The organism is Photorhabdus khanii NC19 (assembly GCF_000517265.1).
Classification (GTDB): Bacteria; Pseudomonadota; Gammaproteobacteria; order Enterobacterales; family Enterobacteriaceae; genus Photorhabdus; species Photorhabdus khanii.
This window is the reverse complement of sequence record NZ_AYSJ01000010.1, coordinates 2,436-4,459: the sequence shown is the minus strand read 5'-3', so window position 1 is coordinate 4,459 and position 2,024 is coordinate 2,436. Positions and strand designations below refer to the sequence as shown.

The following is a 2,024-nucleotide window of genomic DNA, read 5'->3' as shown; positions in this document are numbered from 1 at the left end:
TTTTTAGTTCAGCCTGCTCTTTAACAATTAATCAGACAATCTGTGTGGGCACTCACAAGACCGTATCACAAAAAAATACACTAAGTCTTGAAGAGTGAACAACAGTTGATTCATGACGAATGAACAGTAAAATTCTTTGAGCATCAAGCTTTTAATAGAAGAGTTTGATCATGGCTCAGATTGAACGCTGGCGGCAGGCCTAACACATGCAAGTCGAGCGGTAACAGGAAAGCGCTTGCGCTTTTGCTGACGAGCGGCGGACGGGTGAGTAATGTCTGGGGATCTGCCCGAGGGTGGGGGATAACCACTGGAAACGGTGGCTAATACCGCATAATGTCGCAAGACCAAAGTGGGGGACCTGAAAGGGCCTCACGCCCGTGGATGAACCCAGATGGGATTAGCTAGTAGGTAGGGTAATGGCCTACCTAGGCGACGATCCCTAGCTGGTCTGAGAGGATGACCAGCCACACTGGGACTGAGACACGGCCCAGACTCCTACGGGAGGCAGCAGTGGGGAATATTGCACAATGGGCGCAAGCCTGATGCAGCCATGCCGCGTGTATGAAGAAGGCCTTCGGGTTGTAAAGTACTTTCAGCGGGGAGGAAGGGTATGGCCTGAAGAGGGCGATAGCTTGACGTTACCCGCAGAAGAAGCACCGGCTAACTCCGTGCCAGCAGCCGCGGTAATACGGAGGGTGCAAGCGTTAATCGGAATGACTGGGCGTAAAGCGCACGCAGGCGGTCAATTAAGTTGGATGTGAAATCCCCGGGCTTAACCTGGGAACGGCATCCAAGACTGGTTGGCTAGAGTCTCGTAGAGGGGGGTAGAATTCCATGTGTAGCGGTGAAATGCGTAGAGATGTGGAGGAATACCGGTGGCGAAGGCGGCCCCCTGGACGAAGACTGACGCTCAGGTGCGAAAGCGTGGGGAGCAAACAGGATTAGATACCCTGGTAGTCCACGCGGTAAACGATGTCGATTTGGAGGTTGTTCCCTGGAGGAGTGGCTTCCGGAGCTAACGCGTTAAATCGACCGCCTGGGGAGTACGGCCGCAAGGTTAAAACTCAAATGAATTGACGGGGGCCCGCACAAGCGGTGGAGCATGTGGTTTAATTCGATGCAACGCGAAGAACCTTACCTACTCTTGACATCCAGAGAAGACCTCAGAGATGGGGTTGTGCCTTCGGGAGCTCTGAGACAGGTGCTGCATGGCTGTCGTCAGCTCGTGTTGTGAAATGTTGGGTTAAGTCCCGCAACGAGCGCAACCCTTATCCTTTGTTGCCAGCACGTGAAGGTGGGAACTCAAAGGAGACTGCCGGTGATAAACCGGAGGAAGGTGGGGATGACGTCAAGTCATCATGGCCCTAACGAGTAGGGCTACACACGTGCTACAATGGCGGATACAAAGTGAAGCGACCTCGCGAGAGCAAGCGGAACACATAAAGTCTGTCGTAGTCCGGATTGGAGTCTGCAACTCGACTCCATGAAGTCGGAATCGCTAGTAATCGTAGATCAGAACGCTACGGTGAATACGTTCCCGGGCCTTGTACACACCGCCCGTCACACCATGGGAGTGGGTTGCAAAAGAAGTCGGTAGCTTAACCTGCGGGAGGGCGCTGACCACTTTGTGATTCATGACTGGGGTGAAGTCGTAACAAGGTAACCGTAGGGGAACCTGCGGTTGGATCACCTCCTTACCTGAGATGCCGTTGAGTGCAGTGCTCACACAGATTGTCTGCTGGAGGAGGTGGGGAGACGTCAGTCATCATGGCCCTAACGAGTAGGGCTACACACGTNCTACAATGGCGGATACAAAGTGAAGCGACCTCGCGAGAGCAAGCGGAACACATAGAGTATGACGTAGTCCGGATTGGAGTCTGCAACTNGACTCCATGAAGTCNGACTGCTAGTAATCTTCAAGGCCTCCCACCTANNNAANACATNCNNGGGCCTTGTNCACNGCCNNNNTNNCACNAAGGGAGTGGGNNNCTTNCCAACTTGNCNGNTGAACCCTGCATCTTCAC

The 2,024-nt window shown here is 53.5% G+C and carries 1 rRNA gene; it reads left to right on the top strand.

Annotated elements, in window-relative coordinates:
• The first annotated feature begins 152 nt into the window (after window positions 1–152).
• Window positions 153–1,697: ribosomal RNA gene (locus PTE_RS09835) — 16S ribosomal RNA — on the top strand.
• The last annotated feature ends 327 nt before the right edge of the window (window positions 1,698–2,024 follow it).